The sequence below is a fragment of the Agromyces larvae genome, from assembly GCF_022811705.1.
Classification (GTDB): Bacteria; Actinomycetota; Actinomycetes; order Actinomycetales; family Microbacteriaceae; genus Agromyces; species Agromyces larvae.
Genome location: NZ_CP094528.1, coordinates 3,420,426 through 3,446,878, shown reverse-complemented (window position 1 = coordinate 3,446,878; position 26,453 = coordinate 3,420,426). Strand labels below are relative to the sequence as shown.

General features: G+C 69.9%; 30 protein-coding genes and 2 tRNA genes. 10 read left to right on the top strand and 22 right to left on the bottom strand.

Going from position 1 to position 26,453, the window contains the following annotated elements; all coding sequences use genetic code 11:
• Position 1: 1 nt before the first annotated feature.
• The 4 genes from MTO99_RS16450 to MTO99_RS16435 are packed head-to-tail and all read right to left on the bottom strand — an operon-like array spanning position 2 to position 3,276.
• Positions 2-1,066, bottom strand: coding sequence for a phage portal protein (locus MTO99_RS16450; RefSeq protein ID WP_243554916.1), 1,065 nt, complete (start codon positions 1,064-1,066; stop codon positions 2-4).
• A gap of 31 nt (positions 1,067-1,097) precedes the next feature.
• Entirely contained in the window at positions 1,098-1,304 is a 207-nt protein-coding gene (locus MTO99_RS16445) for a hypothetical protein (protein WP_243554914.1), read from the bottom strand.
• The gene (locus tag MTO99_RS16440) at positions 1,301-2,986 is read right to left on the bottom strand and encodes a hypothetical protein (protein WP_243554913.1); all 1,686 of its coding nucleotides are present in this window, start codon (positions 2,984-2,986) and stop codon (positions 1,301-1,303) included. Before MTO99_RS16440 ends, MTO99_RS16445 begins: the two co-directional genes overlap by 4 nt.
• Positions 2,980-3,276, bottom strand: coding sequence for an HNH endonuclease signature motif containing protein (locus tag MTO99_RS16435; RefSeq protein ID WP_243554911.1), 297 nt, complete (start codon positions 3,274-3,276; stop codon positions 2,980-2,982). The genes MTO99_RS16440 and MTO99_RS16435 overlap by 7 nt, the downstream gene beginning before the upstream one ends.
• Positions 3,277-3,293: 17 nt before the next feature.
• On the opposite strand from MTO99_RS16435, the gene MTO99_RS16430 reads away from it, so the two are divergent.
• Positions 3,294-3,491, top strand: a complete 198-nt coding sequence (locus tag MTO99_RS16430) for a hypothetical protein (protein WP_243554909.1) — start codon at positions 3,294-3,296, stop codon at positions 3,489-3,491.
• Positions 3,492-3,505: 14 nt separating this feature from the next.
• Here the strand turns inward: MTO99_RS16430 and MTO99_RS16425 are convergent, their stop codons facing one another.
• From MTO99_RS16425 to MTO99_RS16405, 5 genes are all read right to left on the bottom strand, one after another.
• Entirely contained in the window at positions 3,506-3,850 is a 345-nt protein-coding gene (locus tag MTO99_RS16425; RefSeq protein WP_243554908.1) for a hypothetical protein, read from the bottom strand.
• Positions 3,850-3,990, bottom strand: a complete 141-nt coding sequence (locus MTO99_RS16420; RefSeq protein WP_243554906.1) for a hypothetical protein — start codon at positions 3,988-3,990, stop codon at positions 3,850-3,852. Before MTO99_RS16420 ends, MTO99_RS16425 begins: the two co-directional genes overlap by 1 nt.
• Positions 3,987-4,685, bottom strand: coding sequence for a hypothetical protein (locus tag MTO99_RS16415; RefSeq protein ID WP_243554904.1), 699 nt, complete (start codon positions 4,683-4,685; stop codon positions 3,987-3,989). The genes MTO99_RS16420 and MTO99_RS16415 overlap by 4 nt, the downstream gene beginning before the upstream one ends.
• A 62-nt stretch (positions 4,686-4,747) precedes the next feature.
• The gene (locus MTO99_RS16410) at positions 4,748-5,017 is read right to left on the bottom strand and encodes a hypothetical protein (protein ID WP_243554902.1); all 270 of its coding nucleotides are present in this window, start codon (positions 5,015-5,017) and stop codon (positions 4,748-4,750) included.
• Positions 4,993-5,256: a hypothetical protein gene (locus MTO99_RS16405; protein WP_243554900.1), complete on the bottom strand. Its 264-nt coding sequence runs from the start codon at positions 5,254-5,256 to the stop codon at positions 4,993-4,995. The genes MTO99_RS16410 and MTO99_RS16405 overlap by 25 nt, the downstream gene beginning before the upstream one ends.
• A gap of 76 nt (positions 5,257-5,332) precedes the next feature.
• Here MTO99_RS16405 and MTO99_RS19200 point away from each other — a divergent pair, with 76 nt between their 5' ends.
• Positions 5,333-5,674, top strand: coding sequence for a helix-turn-helix domain-containing protein (locus MTO99_RS19200; RefSeq protein WP_354002536.1), 342 nt, complete (start codon positions 5,333-5,335; stop codon positions 5,672-5,674).
• Here the strand turns inward: MTO99_RS19200 and MTO99_RS16395 are convergent.
• The 6 genes from MTO99_RS16395 to MTO99_RS16370 form a co-directional block, all read right to left on the bottom strand.
• Positions 5,633-5,705 (bottom strand) — tRNA-Arg (locus tag MTO99_RS16395). The two genes, MTO99_RS19200 and MTO99_RS16395, sit on opposite strands and share 42 nt — an antisense overlap.
• A 112-nt stretch (positions 5,706-5,817) precedes the next feature.
• Positions 5,818-6,813 carry a carbohydrate ABC transporter permease gene (locus MTO99_RS16390; RefSeq protein ID WP_243554897.1) on the bottom strand — a complete coding sequence of 332 codons (996 nt, stop codon included), beginning with the start codon at positions 6,811-6,813 and terminating at the stop codon, positions 5,818-5,820.
• A complete protein-coding gene (locus MTO99_RS16385) occupies positions 6,810-7,790 on the bottom strand; it encodes a carbohydrate ABC transporter permease (RefSeq protein ID WP_243554895.1) in 981 nt (326 codons plus the stop codon). The genes MTO99_RS16390 and MTO99_RS16385 overlap by 4 nt, the downstream gene beginning before the upstream one ends.
• A 127-nt stretch (positions 7,791-7,917) precedes the next feature.
• Entirely contained in the window at positions 7,918-9,285 is a 1,368-nt protein-coding gene (locus tag MTO99_RS16380; protein WP_243554893.1) for an ABC transporter substrate-binding protein, read from the bottom strand.
• 72 nt (positions 9,286-9,357) lie between these two features.
• Positions 9,358-11,037 carry a glycoside hydrolase family 13 protein gene (locus MTO99_RS16375; RefSeq protein ID WP_243559158.1) on the bottom strand — a complete coding sequence of 560 codons (1,680 nt, stop codon included), beginning with the start codon at positions 11,035-11,037 and terminating at the stop codon, positions 9,358-9,360.
• Positions 11,038-11,423: 386 nt separating this feature from the next.
• The gene (locus MTO99_RS16370) at positions 11,424-12,431 is read right to left on the bottom strand and encodes a LacI family DNA-binding transcriptional regulator (protein ID WP_243554891.1); all 1,008 of its coding nucleotides are present in this window, start codon (positions 12,429-12,431) and stop codon (positions 11,424-11,426) included.
• Between the two features lie 108 nt (positions 12,432-12,539).
• Here MTO99_RS16370 and MTO99_RS16365 point away from each other — a divergent pair, with 108 nt between their 5' ends.
• On the top strand, positions 12,540-12,863 hold the full coding sequence (locus MTO99_RS16365) for a DUF7882 family protein (protein ID WP_243554889.1): 324 nt from the start codon (positions 12,540-12,542) through the stop codon (positions 12,861-12,863).
• 110 nt (positions 12,864-12,973) lie between these two features.
• Here MTO99_RS16365 and MTO99_RS16360 read toward each other — a convergent pair whose 3' ends face one another.
• Positions 12,974-13,141 (bottom strand): hypothetical protein, encoded by a 168-nt coding sequence (locus tag MTO99_RS16360; protein WP_168209126.1) that lies wholly within the window; start codon positions 13,139-13,141, stop codon positions 12,974-12,976.
• 255 nt (positions 13,142-13,396) lie between these two features.
• Between MTO99_RS16360 and MTO99_RS16355 the strand changes: the two genes are divergently transcribed.
• From MTO99_RS16355 to MTO99_RS16345, 3 genes are read left to right on the top strand one after another with little or no spacing between them, the layout of a single operon-like run.
• Positions 13,397-14,281: an SDR family oxidoreductase gene (locus MTO99_RS16355; protein WP_243554887.1), complete on the top strand. Its 885-nt coding sequence runs from the start codon at positions 13,397-13,399 to the stop codon at positions 14,279-14,281.
• Between the two features lie 49 nt (positions 14,282-14,330).
• On the top strand, positions 14,331-14,597 hold the full coding sequence (locus MTO99_RS16350) for a DUF7218 family protein (RefSeq protein WP_243554882.1): 267 nt from the start codon (positions 14,331-14,333) through the stop codon (positions 14,595-14,597).
• A 5-nt stretch (positions 14,598-14,602) separates the two neighbouring features.
• Entirely contained in the window at positions 14,603-15,604 is a 1,002-nt protein-coding gene (locus tag MTO99_RS16345) for a DNA topoisomerase IB (RefSeq protein ID WP_243554880.1), read from the top strand.
• 28 nt (positions 15,605-15,632) lie between these two features.
• Here MTO99_RS16345 and MTO99_RS16340 read toward each other — a convergent pair whose 3' ends face one another.
• Both MTO99_RS16340 and MTO99_RS16335 read right to left on the bottom strand, forming a co-directional pair.
• Positions 15,633-16,034: a DUF7882 family protein gene (locus tag MTO99_RS16340; protein WP_243554878.1), complete on the bottom strand. Its 402-nt coding sequence runs from the start codon at positions 16,032-16,034 to the stop codon at positions 15,633-15,635.
• Positions 16,035-16,132: 98 nt separating this feature from the next.
• Positions 16,133-18,577, bottom strand: a complete 2,445-nt coding sequence (locus MTO99_RS16335) for an ATP-dependent DNA ligase (protein WP_243554877.1) — start codon at positions 18,575-18,577, stop codon at positions 16,133-16,135.
• Positions 18,578-18,812: 235 nt separating this feature from the next.
• On the opposite strand from MTO99_RS16335, the gene ku reads away from it, so the two are divergent.
• A complete protein-coding gene (gene ku, locus MTO99_RS16330; RefSeq protein ID WP_243554876.1) occupies positions 18,813-19,778 on the top strand; it encodes a non-homologous end joining protein Ku in 966 nt (321 codons plus the stop codon).
• A gap of 69 nt (positions 19,779-19,847) precedes the next feature.
• Here the strand turns inward: ku and MTO99_RS16325 are convergent, their stop codons facing one another.
• On the bottom strand, positions 19,848-20,282 hold the full coding sequence (locus MTO99_RS16325; RefSeq protein WP_243554875.1) for a hypothetical protein: 435 nt from the start codon (positions 20,280-20,282) through the stop codon (positions 19,848-19,850).
• Positions 20,283-20,457: 175 nt separating this feature from the next.
• Here MTO99_RS16325 and MTO99_RS16320 point away from each other — a divergent pair, with 175 nt between their 5' ends.
• Positions 20,458-22,191, top strand: coding sequence for a cation:proton antiporter (locus MTO99_RS16320; RefSeq protein ID WP_243554874.1), 1,734 nt, complete (start codon positions 20,458-20,460; stop codon positions 22,189-22,191).
• Between the two features lie 61 nt (positions 22,192-22,252).
• Positions 22,253-23,029 carry an ABC transporter permease gene (locus MTO99_RS16315; RefSeq protein WP_243554873.1) on the top strand — a complete coding sequence of 259 codons (777 nt, stop codon included), beginning with the start codon at positions 22,253-22,255 and terminating at the stop codon, positions 23,027-23,029.
• Positions 23,030-23,101: 72 nt separating this feature from the next.
• On the opposite strand, the gene MTO99_RS16310 is transcribed toward MTO99_RS16315, so the two are convergent.
• Positions 23,102-23,818 (bottom strand): SDR family NAD(P)-dependent oxidoreductase, encoded by a 717-nt coding sequence (locus MTO99_RS16310; RefSeq protein ID WP_243554872.1) that lies wholly within the window; start codon positions 23,816-23,818, stop codon positions 23,102-23,104.
• 101 nt (positions 23,819-23,919) lie between these two features.
• On the opposite strand from MTO99_RS16310, the gene MTO99_RS16305 reads away from it, so the two are divergent.
• Positions 23,920-24,840, top strand: a complete 921-nt coding sequence (locus MTO99_RS16305) for a helix-turn-helix transcriptional regulator (protein ID WP_243554871.1) — start codon at positions 23,920-23,922, stop codon at positions 24,838-24,840.
• Between the two features lie 89 nt (positions 24,841-24,929).
• Here the strand turns inward: MTO99_RS16305 and MTO99_RS16300 are convergent.
• Together MTO99_RS16300 and MTO99_RS16295 are read right to left on the bottom strand one after the other, a co-directional pair.
• Positions 24,930-25,018 (bottom strand) — tRNA-Ser (locus MTO99_RS16300).
• A gap of 113 nt (positions 25,019-25,131) precedes the next feature.
• Positions 25,132-26,427 (bottom strand): LCP family protein, encoded by a 1,296-nt coding sequence (locus tag MTO99_RS16295; protein WP_243554870.1) that lies wholly within the window; start codon positions 26,425-26,427, stop codon positions 25,132-25,134.
• Between the last annotated feature and the right edge of the window lie 26 nt (positions 26,428-26,453).

Genomic DNA, 26,453 nt, shown 5'->3' with positions numbered 1-26,453 from the left:
GTCAATCCTCCACGGTGGGGCCGGCCGGGGACGCGGTCGGCGTGATGAGGTCGGAGAAGTCGAACCGAACGCGCTGCCCGCGCGGGACGACGTTGTCGAGCGAGAGGGCATCCTCGATGGGGCCGGACCAGTACGGCACGGTGAGGTCGAGGAAGTCGTTGCGGCGGCCTTCCTGCGTCGAGTACGTCAGGGATGCCTCGGCGACCGATCCGTCGAGGAGCGCGGTCGGCATGTTGAAGAAGTTCGCGAAGTCGATGCGGATCGCGTTGCGGCCCGACTCGAACAGGTCGGTGGTGTCGGCCGCGTGCGACTCGATCCGGTTCCCGTACGGCACGAACATGACCGCCGCGTCGATGCTGCGGCGTGCAGCGGCGACGGAGTCGACCATGTCTTTGACCTCTTCGGGTTCGAGCTGCACGTCCTCTTCCTGGAAGATGACCATCGCGGGGAACGGGTTGCGCACGCGCTGCTTCCACGCGGCCTCGGTCGAGAGGGCGGCGTCGATCGTGTCGGCCGCGATCCGGCGTAGGCCGGGGCCGGGGCCGGGAATCCAGATCACTTCGTCGCGGTCGACGGGCTGCTTGTCGATCGAGATGATGCCGGTCTCGTCGACCTCCCAGCGCGAGTAGTCGACGTGGACTGCGTCGAGGATCGCGTTCTCGGCGCCGCGCGTCACCCGGAGCAGGGATGCCTCGTCGAAGATCAGGTCGTCGAGGATCAGCTTCGTGCGGAGCCGAGGCGCGATGTACGAGTCCGAGCGGTAGAGCCACGTCGGCTGCTCGGGCTCGGGGCGGAGCTCATCGCCGCGGTAGGCGCGGAGAGGCCGGGTCGCGATGACCGCGTGCAGGAGCGCGCGCGCCTTCACGACGGCCGGCACCTTCATCGCCTGCGCACGAGTCACAGTCGGGAGAGTCACGCCGAGGATGTCTTTCGCGACGAGCTGCTCCAGCACGCCGGTGTTGTCCGTCCACGGCGAGACGATGCCCATCGACGGGCGCTTCGGGAACGGCACGACGTTCGAGCCGGCTACACCGGATGCGAAACGAAAGCCGTTGAAGATTCCCACGGGAAGAATGCTCCGCAGAATCGACCACGTTTCAGACTGCGGCGGCGTGTCGCATCCGACGTGCGCGTTCGCGCTCGGCCTTCCGAGCCTTCGCTTCGGGCATGTCGTGCACTGTCATCTTGTGCCGGATCGCGGCGGCTTCGGCGAGCTCGGCCTCGAAATTGAACGCGTACCAGTACGGGCATTCGGTGCACGTCGTGACGATCGAGGTGGTGCTCTTGTCGTGGCGGACGGTCATGCTGCGATCACTACTCCTGTCGATGCTCGGCGGGTGCCGAAGTGCTGGTCCCAGTTGCGCAGTGCCCGGGTGGCGGCGTCGAGGCAGGTGATGTCCTCGCCGCGTTCGGCCGGTGTCCACAGCCACACACCCTGGTCGTTGCGTGTCTCACGTTTCGCGGCGCGCGCGGCGGCCGCGTTCAGCCCGGTCTGGTCGAAGTGGCGGAGCTTGCCGCGCTCGAGGTCGCGGAGGATCTGGACACAGCCCGCCGCGGTCTCGCGGTACGTCTGCATCCGCAGTCTCGGCCGGCGCGGCAGGGTGAGCATCTCGGTTGCGGTGGCCTTGCCCTCGGCGATGTCGTCGTAGGCGATCGTCGAGCCGCGGTACTTGGTCGTGAGCTCGGCGGCGCGCTCGGGCATCCACGCAGTTCCGGAGCGGTGCTCGACGACCTCGATGTACGCGACGCCCTTCGCGTTGCGCCATGCGGCGACGATCGCCGCGACGCCGCCGCCGGGCTTGATCGCCATGCCGAACGCGACACGCTGCGGGATCGGGACCCGCCGCGACATCGCCGCGTCGGCCCACTGCTCGGCCGGCACAGCGCGGACACCGAACGTCTCGGGCCACAGCGAGAGGTACTCGCGTGCCCACTTCGGCTTGTCGAGCTTGTGCCAGTTCTTGCGCATCTTCTCGAGCGTGGTGAGCGTCCCGATGCCCGGGTGCACCGTCTGGAGAAGTTCCATCGCGCGCTCTTCGTCCTCGACAAGCTCCCACGGCGTGTCCTCGGGGGCGCAGAAGTCGAGGCCGCCGATGCCGTCGCCGCGTCGGAGGCGTTCGACGCGCTCCCAGAACGGGCCGACGCGGGCCTCGCCGGCGGTGCCCGAGCACACGATTAGACCGCCCTCCTTCGTGTCTTGGAGCGGGACGAGGCCGGCCATGAGGTCGGCGCCGGCCTCGGGGTCGAGCTCCTGCATCTCGTCGATCCATGACACGTCGCCGGCCTCGCCGCGGTACGCCTCCGCGTCGGGCTTGAGGACGAGGAACGTCGACCCGTTCTCGTAGTAGATGCCCTTCCCGACCTCGCCGAGCATGATCTTGAACCCACGTCGAGTCGGTTCGTCGCGTGGTAGCTCGATGTCGAACAGGGTGGCCGCGCGCGTCTGCTGCCGGGTCTGTCGCGGGCCACGGTTCCGGAGCCACGGCGGCAGGTCCTGGTCATCGGGCGGGGTGACGGCGTCGAGGCGCGTCTTCCACTCCCGAAGACGGGCGGAGCCCTTCACGCCCGACTGCGCGGAGAACGTGACCTGGTATCCGGGCCGGCACTTGCATCGGCCATGACACCAGATCATGATGCTCGTCGTCTTCGAGCCGCGACGCACGATCTCGATCGCGGCCTCGTCGACGGCGGCGTTCAGCGCGTCCGCGATGAGCAGCTGTTGCGGCTGCAACGGGAATCTCGGCGGCGACATCGCCCGAAGGCGTGCGACTTCGGCTTCATCGTCGAGGTCGACGAGCTCGAAGCCGAAGTCCCGGGCCCCGACGAGGAACTCGAGGCGAAGTTCGGGGTCATCCGAGAGGGGGCCGGCGAACGTGGGCGCGATTCCGCGGTTTCGGACGCGATCCCACAATTCGAGAGAGAATTCCTTGCTGCCGTAGGCGGAGGTTCGGGAGCCGTCCTCAAAAACCGGAGTCGCGCTCACCATTTCCTGATCCCTTCGCCCGAGTCGCGGACCGCCCGACGGCGTCGGTTCGTGACGGCCGCGCCCATGCGCCCGCCCGACTTGAGGTTGCAGATGCTGTGCGCGGGGCCGCAGTTGCTGATCGTGGTGCGTCCACCCTGGGATGCCGGCACGATGTGTGCCACATGCCACGACTGCTCGGCATGGACCGGATGGCCGCACTCGACGCACGGGAGCGGGAGGCGGGCGGCGATCTGCTCGCGGACCTTCGGCGCGTGGGTCGTGTGCTTCGTGCGACGGTGGTGCTGGCTCATGGCGCTACCATCCGGGCATGGACATCATGCTGATCCTCGGCTGGATCGTCGGGCTTGTGCTCGGTCTCCTCGCCCTCTACCTCGTGATCCGCCTCGGCGTGCTCCACGCGCTGCGCGACCACGATCGCCCGCGCCGCGCGTCGCTCTCGGAACACCACGACGCCGTAGAGCAACCACGCACCAAGGCTTGGTGGGAGCAGAACGAGGGGCGGTAGCTCGTCGAGCGTCATCATGCTGCGGTCTCCTCGATCTCGGGGCCGCTGGTCACGGCACGGTGGCAGTCGCAGTCACATGTGGTGAGGGTGCAGAGCTTGTGCAGGTCATACCGGCATGCGATGCCGGTGAGCGCGAGCTCGCGGCGCACGAGGGTCGTCACTGCTGCTGCTGCTGCTGCTGCTGCGTGCATCTCACGGGCGAAGGCCTCGTCGGCCTGCCTCGTGGCGAAGTCGATCGCTTCGGGCCACGTCGTGAAGTACGCGCCGACGCCGTCGCCGCTCGTCGCGAGCCACCCCCGGAGGAAGCCTCCGGTCGGTGCGCCTGCGCGCTCGACGCGCCACTTGCGGGTCTTCGTCATCAGATGCCTCCCAGCCATGCGAGAACGGATGCCGCGAGGAGCACGGCGATGAGGGTGCCGGTCGCGATGAACGCGGCCTGAGCGGTAGGCGACTCGAACGGCTCGCGCACCGGACGCCATGTGGTGCGTCGGCGACTCACGCGTGCACCACCTCGGGGACGCGGGTGCCGCAGTCGCGGCAGTACCCGGATTCAAGCCAGACGTGCGGCTGGGTGCCGCGCCGCCTCGGGCACGCCCATTCGGCTGGGAGCGCGTCGGAGGGAGTGGCGCTTTGCGCCTCCGCATCGCCTTGAACGCCAGCCGACTCCGGCGAGTTATCCACAGGCTGCTCTGTGGTTACCTCTGGAACAGAACCAGTAGAAGTGTTCTTTAGATAGTTCTTCTTAAGTGTCCGGGTTTTCAGGATCTGGTTTTCCGTGTCCGGGTTTTCCGTGTCCTGAAAACCCGGACGTGGGGCCGACCTGGGGTTTTCGTCGGCCATCGTGTCGAGGTCGAACGATGCCTGACCGGAGTTATCCACAGGCGCATGCGGGTCGCAGAGGCGGTAGCGGTAGCGCTTCATGCCGTGCACACGGCGCTCCTCGCGCACGATGTACCCGGCCCGGATGAGTTCGTTGAGTTGCGCCTGGATCGCGTCGCGGCCGTTGATAGCGCCGCTGACCAGGGCTCGGATCGAGACCTGGAACCCGGGCTTGTGGCTCGTGATCTGCAGCAGCAGGCCGCGCGCCTGGTGCGTGATCATCGGATCACGCGCCCACGAGTTCGGAACCGTCACGAACCCGTCTTCGAACCAGAGCCGATCGCGGATCAGCTCGCCGTCGCTGTCGATGGTCATTTGGTGTGTTCTCCAAGAGCAGGGCGGCCCGGTCGCCAGCGTCAGCGACCGGGCCGCGAGGATCAGTAGCCGTAGCCGTCGCCGTCGCCGTAGCCGTAGCCGTAGCCGTAGCCGTAGCCGTCGCCGTCGCCGTCGCCGTAGCCGTCGCCGTCGCCGTCGCCGTAGCCGTAGCCGTAGCCGTAGCCGTAGCCGTCGCCGTCGCCGTAGCCGTAGCCGTAGCCGTCGCCGCGATCCATCACCAGGCGGTGACCGACCTCGACGAGCGACAGCGCCGACGGGCGAACGTCGCCCGACTGCACGGCGAACGTCACGCCGTCGCCGCCGGAGTCCACTTCGCCTCGTTCACGTCGATCGACAGCACGACCGCGAGCGGGTGCACCCGCACCGTGCCGGCCTTGTCGAGAACCGTCGACTCCGTCGGCCCGTCGACGAGCTCGCCGAGACCCTTCGTCGTACCCCAGCGCCGGATGACCGCCGCGTCCTCGATCACGAGCTCGTCGAGCGACTCCCCGAGCTTCACGTCACCGACGACGACCCAGCCACGCTGGAGAACCACAATCTGCTTTGCCATTTCAACCCCTTTGGATTGCGCAACGGTTGCGCATGGCCCAACCATCGAGACCACGCGGCACGTTGCCTGGGATTGAATGCGGCGTGTCGCACAACTATTGTGCGAAGATGACGACATGACCATCGTCGAAGAGATGACCTTCCAGGCCGGAGATCGGCTGCGGAAGGTGATGCAGGTGAGAGGCATCGGGGTTGGCGAACTTGCCGACGAACTCGAAGTCGCCCGGAACACGATCACGAACCTGACAACCGGTCGCTCGCCGATGGACAAGCGAAGCGCTCTCGCGCTCTCGGTCGTCCTCGACGTGCCCTACGAGTGGCTGCGGTTCGGCGTTAACGACGAAGCGGCCCCAGTCGAAACTGGAGCCGCTATCTCGCGCGCCCGGAGGGACTCGAACCCCCAACCTTCTGATCCGTAGTCAGATGCTCTATCCATTGAGCTACGGGCGCATGGGTCGTGCCTGCCGCTTCGTCTGCGATCAGGCAACCACGAGAGTCTAACCCACGACGGCCGCCGAACGCGAATCGGTGCCGACGTGCCGGCGAGGCATCCTGACCGGCATCACCCCTTGACCGCTCCCCCGAGGCCCGCCGACCGCAGGAACACCCCCTGGAACACCAGGAACAGCGCGATCGGGATGATCGTCGCGATCGCCAGTGCGGCCAGGAACACGTCGAGCTCGGTCTGCGACTGCACCGCCGGCAACCGCACCGACAGCGGCTGCACGGCGGGGTTCGGCAGCACCAGCATCGGCCAGAGGTAGTCCTTCCAGGCGGCGATCACGGCGAACACCGAGACCACGCCGAGGATCGGCTTCGACATCGGCAGCACCACCGACCAGAACAACCGGAACGGGCCTGCGCCATCGGTGCGCGCCGCCTCGAACACCTCGCGCGGCAGCCCGTCGAAGAACCGCTTCACGAGCAGGATGTTGAACGCGTTCGCCGCCATCGGCAGCCACACCGCGGCGTAGTTGTTCAGCAGCGAGAAGTCGCGGCCGAACAGCGGCGGATTCACGATCGTGAGGTAGAGCGGCACGAGCAGCACCACCGACGGGATGAACAGCGTCGCGAGCACGAGTCCGTTCAGCACCTTCGCGTACGCAGGCCGCAGCACCGACAGCGCGTAGCCCGCGGTCGTCGCGACGAGCAGCTGGAAGAACCACGCACCTGCCGCGATGACGAGCGTATTGAAGAAGTACTGGTCGATGTGGATGTCATTCCACGCGGTGGAGAGGTTCTCCCAGTCGATGCCGTTCGGCCAGAGCGCGAACGGCTGCCGCAGCGTGTCCTGCGTGGGGGTGACCGCGGCCTTCGCGAGCCACAGGATCGGCCCGAGGCCGGCGACCACGAGCCCGACGAGCAGGAACACGTGCACCGCCGACATGCCGACCCGGGTCGAGCCCTTGCGCCGGTCGAACTCCGAGACGATGCCGCGGTCGCCGACCGAGTCGGGGTCGACGCGCTTGGGGCGGCGGCGGGGCCGCAGCGCTGCCAGCGAGCGCCGCGAGCCCTCCTTGCGGGTGAGCTCCGACGCGGAGCCGGTGGTGGTCGTCATGAGGTGCTCCAGCGGTCGGTCAGCTTGAAGTACAGCCAGCTCAGCAGGGCCAGCACGATGGCGAGCATCACCGACAGCGCGGTCGCCTCGCCGTAGTTGCCGCCCAGCGAGTTCTGGAATGCGTAGCGATAGATGAGCAGCAGCACGGTGACGGTCGCGTTGTTCGGCCCGCCGCCGGTGAACAGGAACGGCTCGAGGAAGACCTGCGCGGTCGCGATGACCTGCAGGATGAGCATGATGAAGAGGATGCCCCGCAGCTGCGGCAGGGTGACGTGCCAGATCTTCTGCCAGATGGTGGCGCCGTCGACCTCGGCGGCGTCGTAGAGCTCGGGCGGCACCGCGAGCAGGGCGGCGAGGTAGATGATGATCGATCCGCCGGCGGCGGCCCAGGTCGCCTCGAGCACGAGCGAGGGCATCGCGGTGTCGGGGCTCTGCAGCCACGGCTGCGGCGGAATGCCGACCCAGCCGAGCACCGTGTTGAACACGCCGGTGGGGCTGGCGTCGTAGAAGACCTTCCAGAGCAGCACCGCGACGACGGGCGGCACCACGACGGGCAGGTACGCGAGCGCCGAGTACAGGCCCTTGCCGCGCTTGACCTCGCTCATCAGCACGGCCATGAAGATCGGCAGCGGGAACCCGAACAGCAGCGCGAGCACCGCGAAGTAGAGGGTGTTGAGGACCGCGCGACCGAGCAGCGGGTCCTCGAGCACGTTGATGAAGTTGTCGAGCCCGACGAACTCGCTGGTGATGAGGTTCGTCTTCTGGAAGCTCATGATCACCGACTGCACGATCGGCGACCAGCTGAAGATGCCGAAGACGACGAGCATCGGCAGCACGAACACCAGGTTCGCGAGGCCGCCGCCCTGCAGCCAGGTGCGCGGGTTGCGGGTGCGCCGACGACGCGGCGATGCGGATGCCTCGGACACCTGCTCGGCGGTGTCGGGAGCGGCCGGCGGCGGCTCGGCGGTGAGCGTCATGAGGTCCTCTTCTCGATCTGCGCGGTGTGCAATTCAGGATGCGCCCGGCGTGTCGCCGGCCGCGCTCGGCGTGCCGGGCCGACACGCCGAGCGCGAACCTGAATTGCGAACAGGGCGGGTGGGCTGCCTAGTTGTCCAGCAGCGCCTGCGCCTCGTCGTTGACCTGCGTCAGCAGGGCGTCGATGTCGGCGTTCTGGTCGGTGAGCACGGCCTGCACCACCGGGTCGAGCAGGGCGTAGATCTCCTGCGTCTTGCCCTTCGGCTCGCCGACGGGCGTCTGGTCCCAGATGCCGTCGATGAACGGCGCCATCTGGTCGCGGGGCACGTTGATGTAGTCCTCGATCCAGATCAGCGACTGCTCGTACTGCTCACGGCTGACGACCGGCAGCAGCGGGGTGCCGACGGCCTGGTCGCTCGCGGCGAGCGTCTGGGCGTCGAGCACGGCGGCGTCCTCGTTCAGCAGCTTCTGCATGTAGTACCAGTCGATCCACTTGACGCCGGCGGCCTTGGTCTCGTCGTCGAGCGTCGGGCTCATCACGGCGATGTCGCCGCCGCCGAGGGTGCCCGGGTCGTCGCCCTCGAGCGGCACGACGGTGAGGCCGTACTGCTCGGAGGGCATGCCGAAGTCGCGCACCAGGGCGGTGTAGACGTCGGAGCCCGAGGTGTACATGCCGATGTTGCCGGCCGCGAACTCCTGGTTGATGGTGCCCCAGTCGAGGTCGAACTTCGCGCCGAACGAGTTGTCCTCCCAGCGCAGGTCGTGCAGGAACTGCAGCGCCGCCTTGGTGGCGTCGTTGTCGATCGTCGACGTGTAGGTGCCGTCGCCGTTCGCCTCCTGGATCCGGCCGCCGCGCGCGGCGGTCGCCGCGGTGAGCTGCCAGCCGCCCGTGTTGTTCATCGCCATCTGGGCGTACCCGGCCTTGCCGGTCTTCTCGGCGATGGTCTTCGCTGCGGCGCGCACCTCGTCCCACGTGGTCGGCGGGCTGTCGGGGTCGAGCCCGGCCTCCTCGAACAGGTCGCGGTTGTAGTGCAGACCCATCGCGTACGCCTGGCGCGGGAACCCGAAGATGTGCCCGTTCGCGTCGGTGACCTCCTCGATGATGATCGGGTTGAACGAGTCGGCGTAGCCGAGCTCGGTGATCTCGTCGGTCACGTCCATCAGCTGGCCGTTCTCGAGCAGGGTCTTCGAGTCGGTGAACGGCACGGTGAACACGTCGGGCAGGCTGCCGCCGGCGAGCTGCACGGCGAAGGTCGGGCCCTCCCACTCGTATTCGACGCCGATGATGTCGATGTCGGGGTTGGCCTTCTCGAACTGCTTCTCCTGTTCGGCGAAGGCCTCGTACGCCGCTGCGTCGGCGCCGGGCGGGAACGTGGCGACGCGCAGCTCGGTCTTGCCGCTCGACGCGTCGTCGCCGCCCTGGCTGCACGCGGCGAGCGTGCCCGCCATCACGAGCGCGGTGAGCCCCGCGATCGCGACCTTGCGTGGTGACTTCATTGTCCAGTCCTTTCGGTGCTGTGTTGAGGTGGTGTTGCGGGGTGCAGCCGCGGTTCGCCGCGGCTTCTCGGGTCAGCTCGTCGTACGGAGCCAGACGGTCGAGTCGGTGGGCAGCAGGCCGCCGGCGAGCGGCGTGCTGGAGAGCAGGATGCTCTCGTGGTCGGGCAGGTCGATCGGCTCGGCGCCGAGGTTGGTGACCGAGACGAGGTCGTCGCCGCGTCGGAACGCGAGCACGTCGGGCGCACTGTCGAGCCACGCGAGCGTGCCGTCGCCGAGCGCGGCCTCGCGCTTGCGGATGCGCAGCGCCTGGCGGTACAGCCACAGCATCGAGGACGGGTCGGCCTCCTGCGCCTGGACGCTGAGCGCGGCCCACGCGTCGGGCTGGGGCAGCCAGGGCTGCGCGGATGCTTCGCCGTCGGGCGTGCGGTCGGGGCTGAACCCGAACGGCGCCGACGACCCGCGCCACGGCAGCGGCACGCGGCATCCGTCACGACCGGGGTCCACTCCGCCGGAGCGGAAGTGCATCGGGTCCTCGAGCACCTCGCGCGGCAGCTCGACCTCGGGCAGGCCGAGCTCGTCGCCCTGGTAGAGGTACAGCGACCCGGGCAGGGCGGCCGTGAGCAGCGCGGCGGCGCGGGCGCGGCGCGCGCCGAGCTCGAGGTCGGTCGGCGTGTCGAACCGCTTCTTGGCGAACGCGAACGACGAGTCCTCACGGCCGTACCGGGTGACGGGCCGGGTCACGTCGTGGTTCGAGAGCACCCAGGTGCTGGGGGCGCCGACCGGTGCGTGCGCCGCGAGCATCAGATCGATCGAGGTGCGCAGCTCCGTGGCATCCCAGGCTCGCGACATGAAATCGAAGTTGAAGGCCGTGTGCATCTCGTCGGGGCGCAGGTACGCGGCGAAGCGGGCCGCGTCGGGCACCCAGACCTCGCCGACCAGCACGCGCGTGCCCTCGTACTCGTCGGCGATGCGCCGCCACGACCGGTAGACGTCGTGCACCTCGTCGCGGTCCTCGGTGGGGTGCTGACCGGGAGCGACCGACTCGGGCACCTCGGGCAGGGTCGGGTCCTTGATGAGCAGGCCGGCGGAGTCGATGCGCACGCCCGCGACGCCGCGGTCGAACCAGAACCGCAGGATGTCCTCGTGCTCGGCGCGCACGTCGGGGTGGTTCCAGTTCAGGTCGGGCTGCTCGGGGGTGAACAGGTGCAGGTACCACTCCCCCGGCGTGCCGTCGGGGTCGGTGGTGCGGGTCCACGTGTCGCCCTGGAAGTTCGAGACCCAGCGGGTCGGCATCTCGTCGCCGTTCGGACCCTTGCCCGGGTGGAACCAGAAGCGCTCGCGCTCGGGGCTGCCGGGGCCGGCTTCGAGGGCGGCCTGGAACCACGGATGCTCCGAGCTGATGTGGTTGGGGACGATGTCGATGATCGTGCGGATGCCCAGCTCGAGGGCTTCGGCGATGAGCTGCTCGGCGTCCTCGAGGGTGCCGAAGGCGGGGTGGATGTCCCGGTAGTCGGCGACGTCGTAGCCGCCGTCGGCGAGGGGCGACGGGTACCAGGGGTTGAACCAGAGCGCGTCAACGCCGAGCTCCTTCAGGTAGCCGAGCCGGCTGCGCACGCCGCGCAGGTCACCCGTGCCGTCGCCGTCGGAGTCCGCGAAGCTGCGCACGTACACCTGGTAGATGACGGCGCTGCGCCACCACAGCGGGTCCTCGGTGAGGGCCGGGGGAACCGGGCGGGCACCGGTGAGTGGCATGGTCACGCTTGGTCGCTCCTCGTGTCGGAAGGGGTTCGCGCGACACCGATCGGAGGACGACGGCGTCGATGCCCGTCAACGTAATGAGAGCAACAGAATGATGCAACTATTCAACAATCAAGCATCAGTTTGCGACGACTTGCGTGAACTTGCGGATGTCACTTGCAGATTCCGCGCAAGCCCGCCCCACGCGCACCCCTGCCCCCACCCCGCTTCGTACGCAATTCAGGTTCGGAGGTGTGTCGGGCATCCGAATGCTGCCCCGGAGGGCGACACGCCGTGCGCGAACCTGAATTGCGTACAGTCGCGGGCGGGCCGCAGGGCGGCGGGGCGCGCCGGCGGCGCGCCGGGCGCCGGGGGCGCGCGGCGCGGAGCGCGGGGTGGGGTCAGCGCGGCGCGGGGGCCGTGGACGCGCGGACCACGAGCTCGGGTGCGAAGAGCACCTCGTCGCCGATGCGGCGCTCGCTCGACATCTGGCGCATGAGCAGCTCGATCACCATCTTGCCCATCGCCTCGATGGGTTGGCGCACGGTGGTGAGCGGCGGCTCGGTGCAGTTCATCAGCGCCGAGTCGTCGTACCCGATGACCGAGACGTCCTCGGGCACCCGAAGGCCCGCCCGGCGAACGGCCCGCACCGCGCCGAGCGCCATCGGATCGCTCGCGCACACGATGCCCGTGACGCCCGCCGCGAGCAGTTTCGCCGCGGCGGTCTGCCCCGATTCGAGCGAGTAGAACGAGTGCACGATGCGGTCCTCGCCGAGCTCGAGGCCGTGACGTTCGGCCATGCGCAGGGCGGCCTCGTACTTGCGCCGCGAGGGCATGTGGTCGCTCGGGCCGAGCAGGATGCCGATGCGCTCGTGCCCGAGCTGCACGAGGTGCCCGAACGCCTGTTCCATCGACACCGCGTCGTCGCACGACACGGTCGCGAACCCGATGCCGTCGATCGGTGCGCTGACCAGCACCGTCGGCAGCTTCAGCTCGCGCAGCCGCTCGTAGTGCTCGTGGCCGGCGTCCGCCTGCGTGTACGCGCCGCCCGCGAAGATCACGCCCGACACCTGCTGGTGCAGCAGCAGCTCGACGTAGTCGGACTCCGAGATGCCGCCGGCGGTCTGGATGCACAGCACCGGGGTGAAGCCGTTCTGCGCGAGCCCGCCGCCGATCGCCTCGGCGAGCGCGGGGAAGATCGGGTTCTGCAGCTCGGGCATCACCAGCCCGACCAGGCGCGCCCGTTCGCCTCGCAGTTTCGTGGGTCGTTCGTAGCCGAGCACGTCGAGCGCGGTGAGCACCGCTTCGCGGGTGGAGGCGGAGACGCCGGGCTTGCCGTTCAGCACGCGGCTGACCGTGGCCTCGCTGACTCCGACCTTCCGCGCGACATCCGCAAGTCGTCTCGACATGGCTGCAATCGTAGGACGCTGGACGCAAGAACACGACAATCTGCCTCCGGGTACCGGTGCGCTTCCACGGCTGCGCCGTCGCGCATCGCGACGAACTACGCTTCCTGCATGGGCAAGCTCATCTACAACTCCTCCGCGCGCGAGCTCGAGATCGACGACCGCACGCTCGCCCACTTGCGGGTGGCGATCCTGAACAAGCTGCGCCGCTCCGAGAGCTTCGCCATGACCTGGGAGCACGGACTCGAGAACGGCAGCGGGCGCACGACGATCTGGCTGCACGAGTCGATCCCGCTCCAGTTCGTGTTCAGCGGCAATCGCCAGCCGAAGCTGAACCGGCTGTGGGTCGAGCAGTTCCTGCTCTCCGCGAACAGCACGGGCGGTCTGCACTGGGTGCCCGAGCCCGAGCAGCAGGAGGAGTTCGACGGCGACTGAGCCGTCACGCGCGGATGCCGCGCACGAGTGCCGCGGCGGCATGGCGAAGGGGCGCCCCTCACGGGGCGCCCCTTCGAGCGTCGACGCGGGCCGAGGACCCGGAGCGCTGGCTACACCGCCTTCTTGCCCCCTGAGATGTAGCGCACGAGGAACACGATCGCGGCGATCACCAGCAGTGCGATCCCGACCCAGAGCAGGAAGTTCAGCGATTGCACGAACCCGCCCGTGAAGAGCAGGACGATGGCGACGATGGCGATGATGGCGATGAGGATGTTCATGGCATTCTCCTTGGGAAGTCCCGGCCCGCGGTGGCGGATCGGGCCGGCCGCTCGGGCCGGGCGGAGGGCGCGTTCAGCTCCCACGTCCTCGACGCTACGGCGGGGCGTCCACGTCGGATAGGCCTTGACCGCCGCTCCCGAGCGGTGCTAGTCGCGAGCGCGGCGGCGCGCCCGGCACGCTCCGGCGAGGGCGTGTCAACCCTTTGATGGCATGACCCCCGGGGCCTACCGTCGGGCGAAGAGGGAGGATCCGCCATGCACAACGACCACCTCATCGATCCGACCACCAAGCACACGACCGAACCGTTCCCCCGCCAGGAGCAGCGCCCTCCGGGACTCACCGACCAGATGCATCCGCTGCCCGATCACGGCGAGCAGAGCTACCGCGGGGCGAACCGCCTCGTCGGGCGCAAGTCGCTCATCACCGGCGGCGACTCGGGCATCGGTCGCGCCGTCGCGATCGCGTTCGCGCGCGAGGGGGCCGATGTCGCGATCTCGTACCTTCCCGAGGAGGAGGCCGACGCCGAAGAGACCGCGCGCTGGATCGAAGACGCCGGCCGGATGCCGCTCATGGTGCCGGGCGACTTGCGCGACGAGTCGTTCTGCGACGACCTGGTCGCGCGGGTGCGCTCAACGTTCGGCGGCATCGACCTGCTCGTGCTGAACGCGGCGCACCAGCGCAACCGCGGCGGCATCGACGAGATCCCGACCGACGACTTCGAGACCGTGATGCGGGTGAACCTGTTCGCGCCGATCTTCCTGACCCGGGCGGCGGTGCCGCACCTGCGCGGCGGGTCGTCGATCATCACGACGACCTCGATCCAGGGGTTCGACCCGTCGAGCTCGCTGGTCGACTATGCGATGACGAAGGCCGCGCTGGTCGCCTTCACGAAGGCGCTCGCGGAGGAACTCGGGCCGCGAGGCATCCGGGTGAACGCGGTCGCTCCCGGCCCGATCTGGACGCCGCTGATCCCGGCGACCGGATGGCCCGACAAGCTGCCCGAGTTCGGGCACAACACGCCGCTCGGCCGGGCGGGGCAGCCCGCCGAGCTCGCGGGCGCGTACGTGTACCTCGCCTCCGACGACGCGTCGTACGTGTCGGGCGCCATCCTGCCGGTCACGGGCGGCCGCCCGCTCTGAGCGGAGCCGCGCACACCAAGCCGAGAAGCAGATCGAGAAGGAGGAAGCCATGCCAGGCTCACGAAACCGTTCGCTGAAGGACCCCGAGCTCTACGAGAAGCTCCGCGACGAAGGCGACTCGAAGGAGAAGGCCGCGCGCATCTCGAACGCGGCCGCCGCGAAGGGTCGCAGCGCCGTCGGACGCAAGGGCGGCAAGTCGGGCGATTACGACGACTGGACGGTCGACCGGCTGAAGAAGCGCGCGAAGGAGCTCGGCCTGAAGGGCTACAGCTCGAAGCGCAAGTCCGAGTTGATCAGCGCGCTGCGCAACCACTGACGCGCATGCCGCGCCTGCGCCGGGTCGAGCCGTACGCGTCGCCGGGCTACCGCAGGGTTCGCCGGGGCACCGGGTTCGCCTACGTGCACACCGACGGCGGGCTCGCCGGTCGCGCCGAACGGGCGCGCATCGCCGAACTCGCGGTGCCGCCCGCATGGACCGAGGTCTGGATCTCGGATGCCCCGAACGCGCACCTGCTGGCGGTCGGCGTGGACGCGGCGGGCCGGCGCCAGTACCTCTACCACCCGGCCTGGCGCGAACGGCAGGATCTCGAGAAGTTCGAGCGGATGACTCGACTCGCGCTCGCCCTGCCGGCGGCGCGTCGCACGGTGGTGCGCGACCTCGCGCTCGGCGAGCTGCCGCGCGAGCGCGCGCTGGCGGCGGCGTTCCGCACGCTGGATCTCGGTGCCATCCGCATCGGCTCGGAGGAGTCGCTCGCGGGCGCCCGCAGCCGCGGGCTCACCACCCTGCTGGTGCGCAACGCCGCCGTCGCCGACGACGTCGTCGAACTGCGGTTCCGCGCGAAGGGCGGCATCGCCCAGCGGGTCGAGATCGCGGATGCCCCGCTCGCGGCGTTCGTCGAGCGTTCGGGCCGACGCTCGCCGGCGTCCCGGCTGTACGCCTGGCACGGCGACGTGGGGACGGACGCGAGACGGATGCGCGCGCTCGGCGCCGCCGAGGTGAACGACGACCTCCGCGCCCGCACCGGGGGCGAGTTCACCGCGAAGGACTTCCGGACGCTGCGGGGCACGCTCGTCGCCGCGGGAGCCCTCGCCGAGATCGGCACCGCGCCCACGGCCCGGGCGAGAGCCGCGGCGGTGCGCGACGCGATCATCGCCGCCTCGACCGTGCTCGGCAACACGCCCGCGATCGCGAAGGCGAGCTACGTCGACCCGCGCATCGTCAGCGCGTACGAGGCCGGCCGGGTGCTGTCGCGCCGCGGGGCACCGGAGCGGGCGCTGCTCGACCTGCTCGCGGTCGACGAAGCGACCGTGACGGTCGGCTGAGCCCGCCGCCGACGGGTGCGGCGGCCGCTCAGCTGGTCGTCGCCGGATCGACCGCGACCAGACCGACCGGGGTGTCGGGTGCGCCCGTCGACAGCACGGGCTGCGTCTCGACCGCCGGAATCGGCTCGGTGTCGATGTGCTCCTCGATGAGCTGGATGCCACCCGTCGAGTTGGCCGACCGCATCAGCTCCTCGATCCACTCGCGGCTGAGCTCGGGGGTCACGGGCGTATCGAAGACGAACCGCAGCGGGATCGACTGGTGGATCCACAGCGTGCTGCGCCCGCGCGGCTGGTCATCGGGGTGACGCCAGGACAGTGTGAAGGCTTCCCCCCGCCGGAGCTTGGTCACGATCGCGACCTTGAGGTGCGCCAGCGCTCGATCCTCGATGCCGATCGGGGTGCCGGAGTCGCCGTAATAGAGGGTTCCCATGTGCGCATGGTACCCCCGAGACATCCGAACATCTGTCCCCCGTTCGAAAGCGGATGACGGTGGTGTCTTTCGATCACCTCTTCCCGCCCGTTCGGGGGTCAGGTCTCGCGCACGACGTCGCCGGGCGACTTGTCGGGCCGCAGACCCCGCCAGCGCGGATGCCTCGCCACCCCGGTGCTCGTCCACTCCCCGAACTCGAGTTCGCCGACGAGCACCGGTTCCACCCACTGCGCGTCGGCGACGTCGGCGGCGGGCACCACGACGAAGGGCGAGGCATCCGTCTCGAGCTCGCGCAGCGTGGCGAGCAGCTCGGCGGACTGCCGCTCGCCGATGCCGCTGCCCACCCGGCCGACGTACTCGAGCCGGCCGTCCTCGCCGGGGATGCCGACGAGCAGCGAGCGGATCTTGCCCGTCCTGGAGCCGATGCCCCGCCGGTACCCGCCGACGACGACCTCCTGCGTGCGGCTGAGCTTCAGCTTCACCCAGTCGGGGCTGCGCACGCCCGGGCGGTACCGCGACCCGAGCCGTTTCGCGACGACGCCCTCGTATCCCCGTCGGGCGGCCTCGGCGAGCGCGTCGGCCGGCGTGCCGTCGGCCTGCGGCGGCACCTCGACGGGCACCTCGGGGCGGCGGCGCAGCAGCTTCTCGAGGCGTGCGCGGCGCTGCTCGTACGGTTCGTCGACCGTCGGGATTCCCGCGATCTCGAGCACGTCGAAGAGCAGCAGACGAACCGGCACGGATGCCACGAGCCCCGCGATCTCGCGCGCGTCGACGACGTTCATCCTGGGCTGCATCCGCTCGAAGCTCGGCCGACCCTTCTCGTCGAGCGCGACCAGCTCGCCGTCGACGACCGCGTCGGCGCGCAGCGCGTCGGCGAGCCCAGCGAGTTCGGGGTAGCGCGCCGTCTCGTCCCGGCCGCTGCGGCTGGTGAGCCGCACCTCGCCGTCCTCGACCCGGGCGAGCACCCGGATGCCGTCCCACTTCCACTCCAGCGCCCACCCGCCGCCCGACACGAGCCCCGCCGTGCCCGGTGTGGCGAGCATCGGCCGCAGCGTCGGGTGCGGCTCCGCTTCGACAGGCTCAGCGGGCTTCGACGGCTCGGCGGGCTTCGGTCGAGGGCTCCCTGAGCTGGTCGAAGGGCGCCCGACCGCCGGTGCCGCGGGCTGCTCCTTCATGCGGTGCAGCAGCCAGCTCGACTTCTCGCCCTCGCCGTCGGTGCGGATGAGCGCGAGCCGCACCGTGCCGAGCGGCCCGCCCGGGCGCCCGGTCAGCGTCGCGATGATCTCGTCGTCGCGCCATTTCTCGGCATCGTACGTACCGGTCTCCCACACCGTCATCGAGCCGGCGCCGTACTCGCCCGTCGGGATCGTTCCCTCGAACGTCAGGTACTCGATCGGGTGGTCTTCGGTCTGCACCGCCAGATGGTTCGTGCCGGATGTCTCGGGCACGCCCTTCGGCACCGCCCAGCTCTTCAGCACGCCGTCGCGCTCGAGCCGCAGGTCGAAGTGGTGCGCCCTCGCGTGGTGGTCCTGGATCGTGAACCGCGGGGTTCCGTCGTTCGGCACCGCCCATGCCGATGCGGGCATGGGCTCGGGCGTGGCATCCGCGCTGCGCATCGCGAGGTACGTCGCAAGCGGACCCCCGCCGCCCACCCGCGAGATCGGCGCGAACGGGTCGACGCCGTCGGCCACTCGGGCGAGCACCTCCGTCCACTCGAGTTGGCGCAGCCCCGGGTCATCCAGCTCGTCCCAGGTGCGCGGGGCCGCGACCGTCGGCCGCAACCGGCCGCGCAGCGAATACGGGGCGATCGTGGTCTTGTTCGCGTTGTTCTGGCTCCAGTCGATGAGCACCCGGCCGGTGCGCAGCGTCTTGCGCATGCTCGACACGATGAGGTCGGGGTGGTCGGCCTCGAGCGCGCGGGCCAGCTCGTGCGCGACCTCCGACGCCTGCTGCGAGGTCTGCGAACCGTCGAGCGCCGCGTACAGGTGGATGCCCTTGCTGCCGCTGGTCACCGGGATCGGGTCGAGCCCGATGGGCTGCAGGATGTCTCGCACCAGCCGCGCCACCTCGGCGCACTCGACCAAACCCATGCCCTCGCCCGGATCGAGGTCGAACACCAACCGGTCGGGGTCGCCCGCCGACCCGTCGGGCCGGAACCGCCACTGCGGCACATGCACCTCGAGCGACGCCTGCTGCGCGAGCCACACCAGGGTCGCCCGGTCGTCGGCGATCGGGTAGTCCTTCGGGCCGTCGGAATGGCGGATGGTGCCGCGCCGCACCCACTCGGGTGCGTGCTCGGCGAGGTTCTTCTCGAAGAACACGTCGCCCGGGGCATCCGCGGTTCCGACCCCGTGCACCCAGCGCTTGCGCGTGACCGGCCGGCCCGCGACCACCGGAACCATCACCGGCGCGATCTGCGCGTAGTACGACACGACCTCGCCCTTGGTCATGCCCGTGGAGGGATACATGACCTTGCCGAGGTTCGTGAGGCGCAGCATCCGCCCGTCGACCTCGACCGTCTGGCGTTCCTCCCCCGCGGCCATGCGCCCATCCTCGCACCCGCCCGCCCCGCCGCGCCCGGCCGCCCCGCCTCGCCCGCCATCCCGTGCGCCCATCCTGTACGCAATTCAGGCTCCCCCTCGGCGTGTCGTCGTTTCGGAGCCCGAATCGCCGCACGACACACCTCCGTACCTGAATTGCGTACATGGGCGGGGCGGGAGGGCGGGGCGTGGGCCGCGAGGGGTTCCCACGGGGCATCCGGGGGTGTGTACTGGGGGGATGCGAGCCGTCTGGAAAGGGGCGGTCACATTCGGCCTCGTCAATGTGCCCGTGAAGCTCTACAGCGCCACCGAGGACCACGACGTGAGCCTGCATCAGGTGCACGCCGCCGACGGCGGACGCATCCGGTACCAGCGCGTGTGCGAGATCGACGGCGAGGTCGTGGCCTACCAGGACATCGACAAGGCCTACGACGACGGCGAGCGCACCGTCGTCATCACCGACCAGGATCTGAAGCAGCTGCCCGCCGAGCGCAGCCGCGAGATCGAGGTCGTCGAGTTCGTGCCGACCGCGCAGATCGACCCGATCATGTTCGACCGCAGCTACTACCTCGAACCCGATTCGGCGTCGTCGAAGGCGTACGTGCTGCTGCGCGAGACGCTCGAGTCGACCGACCGAACCGCGATCGTGCGGATGGCGCTGCGGCAGAAGACCCGGCTCGCGGCGCTGCGCGTGCACGGCGACGTGCTCATGGTGCAGACGCTGCTCTGGAGCGACGAGGTGCGCGCCGCCGAGTTCCCGGCGCTCGACGAGAAGGTCAAGATCTCGGACAACGAGCTGAAGCTCTCGAAGCAGTTGGTCGAGAGCCTGGTCTCCGACTTCGATCCGACGCAGTACGTCGACGAGTACCAGCAGGAACTGCGCACCCTGATTCAGGCGAAGCTCGAGCAGGGCGACGCGATCGACACGGCCGCGACGTTCGGCGAGCAGCCCGAGGAGGGCGGCGCCGAGGTCATCGATCTGATGGAGGCGCTGCGGCGCTCGATCGCCGCGAAGCGCGGCGGCGGCAGCAGCGGCGCGGCCGGCGAAGCGGCCACCGACGAGGAAGAGGGCGCGCAACCGAAGCGCTCGGCGACGAAGAAGAAGAAGACCTCGACTTCGTCGAAGTCCTCGAAGCGATCGGATGCCGCGGACGAGCCAGCGCCGAAGCGCAAGCCTGCGGCGAAGAAGAAGGCCGCGTCCTAGGACGCGGCCCCGCTTCGCCGTGGCCGAGCGGCAGGCGGCAGATGCCGCCTGCCACCCGTCGACGGTGCGTCAGTCGGTCGTGCAGACCTCGGTGACCTTGACCGCCGCAGCCTGGATCGACTCCTGCTGGGCGGCGATGCCGTCGGCGTCGAGGCCCTCGGGCTCTTCGGCCTCAGGGTCGGGGGTCGGCTGCTCGTCGGCCCAGCCCGCCGCGTTCTCGATGCTCGTGCTCAAGTCGCCGAGGGCCGACTTCACGTCGTCGTTCGGCGCCTCGCTCTCGAGCGTGGTGACGCGCTCGGACAGGCCCGACAGGTAGTCGGACAGGGCGGCGGGGTCGCTTTCAGCGGCGAGGGTGTTCTGCGCGCCGTTCGAGATGTCGCGGACCTCGACCTTGATCACGTCGCACGAGCTCGCCTCCGACGATCCGTCGGTCGAGGCGCATCCGGCGAGCAGCAGGGCGCCCGCGATGGCGGCGGTAGCTGCGGGCATGGTGAACCGATGCATGTTGGTCTCCCAGGTTGTGGTTTGGGGTCAGTCTATCCGTGACCCCCGACATGGGGATTGCGCAGATGGCAGGCATCCGCTGCGCGCACTCACAGCGGGCAGGGTGGAGTCACCGCCCGGTCGGATGCTGCGCCCGATTCGGCGTGCAGCCCGATCTGTCGATACCGTCGAAGGCATGCTCGACTTCGGTGTGATCGCGGTACTCGGCGTCGCCGTGATCGTTGCGGTCACGGCCTTCTCGAAACGGCTCGGCATCGCGGCGCCGATCATCCTCGTGCTCGTGGGCATCGGCATCTCGTACATCCCCACGCTGCCGTCGTTCGAGGTGCCGCACGAACTCATCCTCGACGGGCTGCTGCCGCCCATCCTGTACGCGGCCGCGATCTCGGTGCCGACGATCGACTTCCGCCGCAACTTCTCGACGATCGCGAGCCTCTCGGTCGCGCTCGTCATCGTGTCCGCGTTCGTGATCGGTCTGGTGCTGAATGCGATCATCCCCGTCGGCTTCGCGGTCGCGCTGGCCGTCGGCGCGATCGTGAGCCCGCCCGACGCGGTCGCCGCGACCTCGATCGGTCGCCGGCTGGGCCTGCCGCCGCGCATCCTCACGGTGCTCGAGGGCGAGGGGCTCGTGAACGACGCGACCGCGCTCGTGCTGCTGCGCTCGGCCGTCGCCGCGGCGGCGGGCGGCATGCTCAGCCCGTGGGAGATCAGCATCGACTTCCTCTACGCGGTCGTCGTCGCGATCGTGATCGGTCTCGCGGTCGGCTGGCTCACGGTGCGGGTGCGCAGCCGATTCGTCGATCCGGTGCTCGACACCGCGGTGTCGATCGTCGTGCCGTTCGTCGCGTTCATGCCCACCGAGCAACTGCATGCATCGGGTGTGCTGGCGGTCGTGGTCGCGGGCCTCTACACGGGTCACGCGAGCCCCACCGCGTTCTCGGCGCAGGCCCGCATCAGCGATCGCATCAACTGGCGGACCATCCAGTTCGTGCTCGAGAACGCGGTGTTCCTGCTCATCGGGCTCGAGATCCGCTCGCTCGTCGAGCACGTGCACTCGACGGAGTTCGGCGTGTCGGCCGCCATCGGCGTCGGGGCCCTCATCTCGGTCATCCTGGTCGCCGTGCGGTTCGCCTGGGTGTTCCCGATGCTCTTCTTCATGGGGCGGGATGCGCAGCGCGCCGAGGTGTCGGTCTATCGGATGCATCTGGCACTGCTGGCCGCTCGCGACCACCCGCCCGCGAACGCGGCCGAAGCGCGCCGCCGCGAACGGGCTCGGCGGTTCTACGAGCGCAGGCGGGCCGACCTCGACGAGCTGCGACGGGAGCACATCGACTGGCGCGGCGGCGTCGTGCTCGGCTGGTCGGGCATGCGCGGGGTCGTCACCCTCGCCGCGGCGCAGTCGTTGCCGCCCTCGACGCCGTACCGCGAGCAACTCGTACTCATCGCGTTCACCGTCGCCGTGCTCACGATCGTGGTGCAGGGCGGCACCCTGCCGCTGCTCATCCGACTGCTGCGGATCAGCGGACGCGACGAGCTCGAAGACCGCCGATCCCTCGCGAGCCTGCTCGACGAGCTCGGATACGCGGGGCTCGCCGCGCTCGACGACCCCCTGGCGAACGCCGGGGTCGACCCGGCACCCGACGTGATCGAGCGCGCCCGGCAGGCGTCGTTCCTCCGCGCCGAATCGGCGTGGGAGGCGGCGCACGACGACCAGGACGGTGTCGACGTGCTCGACGCCGCCCCGCACCACGAATACCGGCAGCTCCGCCTCGCGATCGTCGACGCCGAACGCGCCGCGCTCGCCGAGGCGCGCAGTCACGGCGCGTACCCGTCGCGGATCCTCGCGCAGGCGCAGTCCATGCTCGACCTGGAGGAGACCCGCCTGCGGCCGGCCCGCGAGGGGCACTGAGCGGAGCGCACTGAGCGGAGCATCCTCACGCTCGGATGCCGCGCCCGGCTACGCTTCCCGCATGGCCGACGATCTCGCCGCGCAGCTCATCCCCACGATCGCGGGCGTCGTGCTGCTGGCCGCGATCGCGACGGCCGCGCTGTGGTGGTTCCGGGTCCGCGCCAGGTGGGCGCCCGCGATCGCGATCCTGCGTGCCGCGGTGCAACTCGCGGCGGTGAGCCTCATCCTCACCGGCATCATCTCGAGCCCGGGCTGGATCACGGTCGCGCTGGGCGTCATGGTCGCGGTCGCGATGGCGGTCGCGACGGGCCGCATCGGATGGTCCGTGCCGCATGCCGTGACGATCGGCGGCTCGATCGCCGCCGGCGTGGCCGTCGCGGGCGTCGCCGTGTTCGCGACCGGTGCACTGGAGTTCTCGACCCGGTACGTGCTCGCACTCGGGGCGATCGTGATCGGCAACGCGATGTCGATCGCGACCCTCACCGGCCGCCGGTTCGTCGGCGCGGTCGGCGAACGGTGGGGCGAGGTCGAGGCGTGGCTGTCGCTCGGCGCGACGCCGCGCCAGTCGACGCGGGCGCTCGCGCGTGACGCGGTCCGCGAGGCGCTCGTGCCGACCGTCGATCAGACCCGAACGACCGGACTCGTGGTCTTGCCCGGCGCGTTCGTCGGCGCGATCTTCGCCGGCATCTCGCCGGTCGAGGCGGGCCGGTTCCAGCTCATCGTGCTCGCGTCGATCCTCGCCGCCGGCGCGATCACCGGTGTGCTCGTCGCGGTGGGGCTGGGGCCGGTGCGCACGCGGCCGGGGGCCGGTGGGGCGGACGGGCGCCGCGCGACCTGACGGTGCGCCGCGTCGAGGCGCATCGCGGAGGCGGCGGGACTCGAACCCGCGGCCGAGCACCGGGATGAACGCTCACCAGCCGAGCACTCCCCCGTCCTCCCGGAATGTCCCGGTCGGTCCGTCCGGCCCGATCGTCGCGAGATCGGCGACGATGCGGGCGCTGACCGCGGCGGGGCGGCCGGGGTGGCTGCCGGGATCGCCGCCGCCGAGTTCGGTGGCCGTGATGCCGGGCTCGACCGCGTTGAACTTCACGTCGGGGTGCGCCTTGGCGTACTGGACGGTGAGCATCGAGACGGCCGCCTTGCTGGAGCCGTAGACGAGCGACACGAAGTGCGACGCGGGACGGGACGGCTCGTGCGTCGCCCAGAACGATCCCAGCGCGCTCGACACGTTCACCACGACCGGGTTGGCGGACTGCTTCAGCAACGGCAGGGCCTGCTCGGTCACCCGAACGATGCCGACCGCGTTCGTGTCGAACACTTCCAGCACGCTCGGCCCATCGAGGTCTTCGCTCGTGCTCGCGCCGCCGTTGCGCTTGGCGATACCGGCATTGTTGACGAGCACGTCCAGGCCGGTGCCGGCGGCTGCGACGGTCGCGAACGCGGCGGCGACGGACGCGTCATCCGTGACGTCGAGCTGTACGAAGCGTCCGCCGACTTCGCCGGCCGTCTCGCGGCCGCGGGTCTCGTCTCGGGTGCCGATCCAGACCGTATGCCCCGCTGCGATGAGGGCACGGGCGGTTTCCTTGCCGAGGCCCTTGTTCGCCCCGGTGATGAGGGTGGTTGTCATGCATCCAGGTTCGCGTCAGGGAGAGCTCGGAGGCAGTCGTCCGGTGTTCGTAGGACTGCCGGTACCACGACATCCAGCCCGCGTGCGCGCAGACTGGAGGCATGGAGACGTGGGAGTTCGGGCGTGCCGTTCGGCGCTGGCGCGACCGTGTCCCGCCCGAGGCCGTCGGGATCCCCACGAGTGGTCGGCGTCGAGCATCGGGGCTGCGCCGGGAGGAGCTCGCCGGCCTCGCCGGCATCTCGGTCGACTATCTGACGCGTCTCGAGCAGGGCCGGGCCACGTCGCCGTCGGAGCAGGTCGTCGAGTCGCTCGCCCGCGCACTGCGGCTCGGCGACGCCGAGCGCGAGCACCTCTTCCGCCTCGCAGGCCGGGCCGCACCGGGTTCCGGCGTCGTTCCCACGCGGCTCTCCCCGAGCGTGCAGCGGCTGCTCGACCGCTTCACCGGTATCCCCGTCGCCGTCTACGACGCCGCCTGGACACTCGTCGTCGCCAACGCAGCCTACGACGCCCTCATGGGCCCCACCTCGGCGCTTCGCGGGAACGAACGGAACGGCGTGTGGCGCAACGCCGTCGGCCCGGGCTCGCGTGCGAGACAGACGCCCGAGGAGCGCGACGACCAGGTCGCCGCCCTCGTCGCCGATCTGCGAGTCACGGCGGCGCGTTACCCCCACGACGGGCGATTGCGCAGGCTCGTCGCCGAGTTGCGCGCCGCGAGTCCGAGGTTCGCCGAACTCTGGGAGGGCGGCACCGACTCGCCGCCGGCCGTGCAATCCCGCCACAAGATCATCGACCACCCCGACGTCGGCCCCATCGCCCTCGACTGCGACATCCTCGTCGTCACCGGCGACGACCTGCGCATCATGATGTACACCGCCGAGCCCGGCTCCGCCGACGCTGATCGCCTGCAACTGGCCATCGTGCTCGGCACGCAGTCGCTCACCGAGACGACGCAGCCGACCGGACGGCAGCCGACGTCATCCGCCCGCGCCGGATCCGAGCGTCGGCGCGGCGCCCCAGAGTGAGCCGCCGACTGCACGCTCGGGACGAAGTCGCGCTCCGATCCCGTCCCGCCGTGGAGCCGCAAGAAATGGGCTCTCACCGGTTATTTCAGCGGAGACGGCGGGATTTGAACCCGCGGTCCCCGTGAGGGGACTCCACCTTAGCAGGGTGGTGCACTCGACCGGACTATGCGACGTCTCCATGCGAACGCCTGCGCGCACGCGGTTGCCATCATAACCTGCCGACCGCCCGAAACACGATTCGAGGCGGCGGCATTGGGTGAGGACAGCGCGAACTGCCCGCACCAGCAAGCCTCACCCGTCGTTCGCGACGGAGCAGCGAACCTCTGCTGCCGACTGGCCCGTCACATCAGACGGCAAGGTCTCGACGGGCGGCGCCGCAGGAGTTTCGGCGGCAGGCGCCTCAGCAGCGGGCGCCTCGGCCGCTGGCGCCTCCTCGGCGGACGGATCCGCGGGCGGAGCCGCGTTCGGGTCAGTCGCAGACGTGAATGCGTTGTCCTGGCCCGCAGCATCCAACTGGACGGGAACGTCCTGCTGAAGCGCCAGGTTCACGGCATCGGCTGAAGCTGTGGGAGCGACCGCACCGCCGCCCTCGACATACGCGGTCGGGTACTGGATGAAGGCGATCTTCGACAGGTCGACGTCCTTCATCGCCTTCGCGATCGAGATCATGTACGTCGGGTTGGCGAGCGCGTTCGACAGGGTCATGTTGTCGAGCGCGGCCTTCGCGATGCCGAAGAGCGTCGCCGGGTTGTTGAGCGTGCCGTCGGCCTGGAGTTTGCGTGCGAGCGCCGAGAGGAACACATACTGGTTCGAGATGCGACCGAGGTCGGAGCCGTCGCCGACGCCGTGCCGGGTGCGGAGGAACTGGAGGGCGGGCACGCCGGACAGGGTGTGCACGCCCGGGTCGAGGAAGATGCCGGTGTACTCGTCCTCGATGCGCTCGGCGACGCAGACGTCGACGCCGCCCACCGCCTCGGACAGGCCCGCGACACCCATGAACTGCACGACCCCGGCGAGCGGAATGGTGATGCCCACGAGGTTCTCGACCGTCTTCACGACGCAGTCCATGCCGCCGTAGGAGAGCACGGTGTTGATCTTCACGCTCGACAGGGGTGAGAGCGGGTCCTCGGGATCCTCGGGATCGGGGCACTCTGGCACCGACACGAGCATGTCGCGGGGGAAGCTGATGACCTCGACGTGCGTGTGATCCTGCGAGATGTGCAGCAGCATGGTCACGTCGTTGAGCACGGCGGTCTCTTCGTCGGGGTCACCGAATGCCATGCCTTGACCCTGGCGGCTGTCGCTGCCGATGACGAGCAGGTTCACCCCGCCGTCGATGGCGCCGATGTCGGGGACGCCCTCGAGCACCTTCTCGCTCTCGAGCTTGACCGTGGGCTTCGCCGTCTGCACGAGGTCGAGTGCGGCGTACGCGCCGACGGCGGTGCCGGAGACGAGCAGCACAGCGAGCACGGAGGCGGCGCCCTTCGCGAGCGTCTTCCAGAGGGTGTGCCGCTTCAGGCGCCCGTGGCGGGCCACTGACGGCGACTTCGCGGCTCGGCGCGAGCTGGGTGGCAGTGCTTCGTTCACCGGGCTCCTTCCGTCTGTCGTCGTAC